This is a genomic window from Pelistega indica (assembly GCF_000506865.1).
In the GTDB taxonomy this organism is placed as follows: domain Bacteria; phylum Pseudomonadota; class Gammaproteobacteria; order Burkholderiales; family Burkholderiaceae_B; genus Taylorella; species Taylorella indica.
In genome coordinates this window covers 1-2,752 of record NZ_AYSV01000041.1, presented here as the reverse complement: position 1 = coordinate 2,752, position 2,752 = coordinate 1, and the positions used below count along the sequence as shown (strand labels likewise).

The following is a 2,752-nucleotide window of genomic DNA, read 5'->3' as shown; positions in this document are numbered from 1 at the left end:
TCAGAGGGTGTGGTGAATAACCACCGTTTCCAAGGGCAGTACTATGATGAGGAGAGTGAGCTACATTATAATACGTTTAGGTATTATGACCCAGAGCTAGGACGCTTTATCAGCCAAGACCCGATCGGCTTGATGGGAGGGATAAATGTGTACCAGTATGCGCCGAACCCGGTGGAGTGGGTCGATCCTTTTGGCCTTTCAAGAATGCCAAGTTGGATGCCTTCTATACAAGGATATCAAAGACAGCATCTAATACCTTACTCTTTAAGAAACCACCCATTCTTTCAAGCTTCTGGGAGATCAATAAATAATGCTACAAATATGATGTATCTGCCAGTTAATAGAGGTATAGATCCAAATCCTCAAAAAGGATTGCATAGAGGATGGACGGTAGAGCATCGTGAATATAATGAAAAAGTTAAGGCTATGCTCGATAGATTACAGGATAAGGCTGTTCGTGAAAAATGGTCACAAGGTCGTATAGATGAAGAAGTTAAAACACTTCAAAATAAACTTAGAAAAGGATTTAATACTGGCAAGTACAGTTGTGCATCCCCTATTTGAATGAACAAGGAGTCAAGAATGAAGTTATATTCCATTTACAGTAAACTGCTTAATTCAGAGGCTTACATAGAGCTGATGAATCGCGATAGAACGGAGATAAAATTTTATTTCTTATATGATGAAGGCGAATTAAATACAAAGCCTAAATTTAGGGGACAGGAAGGTTTTAATACTAAGAATATTAAACTTACTGATAAATATGACAGCATAGATAGTCTGTTGGTGTTTTCTACTGATTTTTATGAAAAAATGAATCTTCTACTCAAAGACGAAATGCAGTTTTTTGAAGCAGAGCTAATGGTAGGTAATGAAATCATTAATTGTTATATTGGGAAAATAATTAACATTCAAAGTATTTTAAATGAAGAGAAATCAGAATATGATGAGTGGTTAGGGGATGAAGATGAGCCTTTTGTAGAAACGCCAGTATTTATGAAAGAGATTCACAATACTGTTTATTGTGTTAAAAACACATCCAGACAAAATATTGTAGGATTTACAGAGTTGTTTAAACAACAGGTAGAAAATCAAGGTTTAAAAATTGATTTTCGGGAGGTTAAACAATAATTTATTCAACTTTTTGATTTAACGGGATTTAATCAATGCCATACTCTTCAATGTGCTTTTAAATGTTGACTCCAGAAAAAAACAATAAACAGCCGTAGACAAAAATCAAATTAATTTTTTTAATTTAAAAAAGACTTACAAATATTTGTGAAAAATTTATTAAATTTTTAGATAAAAATTGGGTAAAGTTTTGCCAAAATACGAAGAGGACTATAAATTAAAGTTTCTGGAGTTGGGTTTTGATGGGAGCAATGGTGACTTTGTTATGTTTTGGACTCAATATAATGATGAAATTACAGGGAAAATTGGAGCGCTGTACCCATTTGCGTATGAAGTTAGGGATTTTAGTAAAAGTCTAACAGTTATTTTAAGAAATCAGTTGAATCTGCCATGTAATTATTATTCATTGTTTAACTTTGAAAACGAAGATTACTTGTTCTACGATAAAAGCTCAGACAATGTCCTTTTTATTAAATCTGAAAATATTCAAAAATTTATCAAAGACGCTTGGTTGCCAACTGATGTCTGGTACTTATCTATGACGATAGTATACAGATATCACTGTTGCCAATTGGTTAACAGGGATTAAGGATAGTTGTAAGGGATAGCTTACGCACGGAGTAGGAGTACCTCTATGATGCGTTTGGGCGACGTATAGCCTAGCAAGTGGAGGAGGCTTTCCCACACAGTGGTTCAGTGAGTGAATTTGAAAATTATCATGGTGTCAAATATGAAACAAGTGAAGCTAAAAAGATGGCAGATGAATTAAATAAAGTTACGTGTGCAATTTGATTATTTAAAAGGTGATATATGCAGTCAATAATTTTGAATGAGAGCAATGATTTTGAAATGTTAATTGATTTTCCTCTGGAAAAGAAGCAAATATTTTTAAGTATTTCGGATGATTTAGATTCTGCTTATCAGGCAATTAGTGAGGAGAATCAACTTAGAATATGGCATTTTATAGATCAATCAGGGATATGGTTGGACCCTGCGAAAGCTAGAATCAAAGAAGAACTTCCTAGCGTTGAAGGGCAATTATTGCGTATAAATATTTTGTCAGAACTAGATGAAGAAGATTTGGTGTTTGGACTTCAGTTTTGGGTATCAGAAGACATAGAGCATGGTAGAGGGATGAAGATTAGACATAGTGATTTTGCTATTATTGATTATGGTAATGCTGATGTGGCACTTTTTTTCTAACAACCGCTTAATTAATACCGCCTTTCCCTATGTCATACTTGATGATTGCTATGGATTATCTGCTAAGGTAGGACGAAGTGGTGTTAAGACAATTTATTTGGAACATGTTTCCGAGGTTCGTTCATTAAAATTTATTGAGAATTTGGCTCGCAAGACAACCCAACACATCACTACAACCTAGTAGGTTGCGTTCAAGAGCAAGTATCACTATGTATGTGACCAGATAGGCACGCCGCAACTGTTGCTGAACCAAGCCCAAGAGGTGGAGTGGGTCGATCCGTGGGGGTGGCTGCACAGACCGTATATTAGAAAGTCTACACGCAAGGCTGTTGAAGATAAAGCAAGGGTTGTGAAAGGGCGCTTTTTGGATGCTAATACTGGTAAACCAATAGAAGGTGGGAAACGAAGACCTTGGAGA

5 protein-coding genes are annotated in these 2,752 nt (G+C 35.6%); all 5 read left to right on the top strand.

Going from position 1 to position 2,752, the window contains the following annotated elements; translation table 11 throughout:
* A partial coding sequence (locus V757_RS0113415; protein WP_031274185.1) for an RHS repeat-associated core domain-containing protein occupies positions 1 to 564 on the top strand: 564 nt, incomplete at its 5' end.
* Positions 565 to 582: 18 nt separating this feature from the next.
* Positions 583 to 1,131 (top strand): hypothetical protein, encoded by a 549-nt coding sequence (locus tag V757_RS18010; RefSeq protein WP_023949751.1) that lies wholly within the window; start codon positions 583 to 585, stop codon positions 1,129 to 1,131.
* Positions 1,132 to 1,321: 190 nt separating this feature from the next.
* Positions 1,322 to 1,720: a hypothetical protein gene (locus V757_RS0113410; protein ID WP_147628838.1), complete on the top strand. Its 399-nt coding sequence runs from the start codon at positions 1,322 to 1,324 to the stop codon at positions 1,718 to 1,720.
* 221 nt (positions 1,721 to 1,941) lie between these two features.
* On the top strand, positions 1,942 to 2,334 hold the full coding sequence (locus V757_RS18005) for a hypothetical protein (protein WP_023949748.1): 393 nt from the start codon (positions 1,942 to 1,944) through the stop codon (positions 2,332 to 2,334).
* Positions 2,315 to 2,515 carry a hypothetical protein gene (locus V757_RS28345; RefSeq protein ID WP_147628837.1) on the top strand — a complete coding sequence of 67 codons (201 nt, stop codon included), beginning with the start codon at positions 2,315 to 2,317 and terminating at the stop codon, positions 2,513 to 2,515. The genes V757_RS18005 and V757_RS28345 overlap by 20 nt, the downstream gene beginning before the upstream one ends.
* Positions 2,516 to 2,752: the final 237 nt, after the last annotated feature.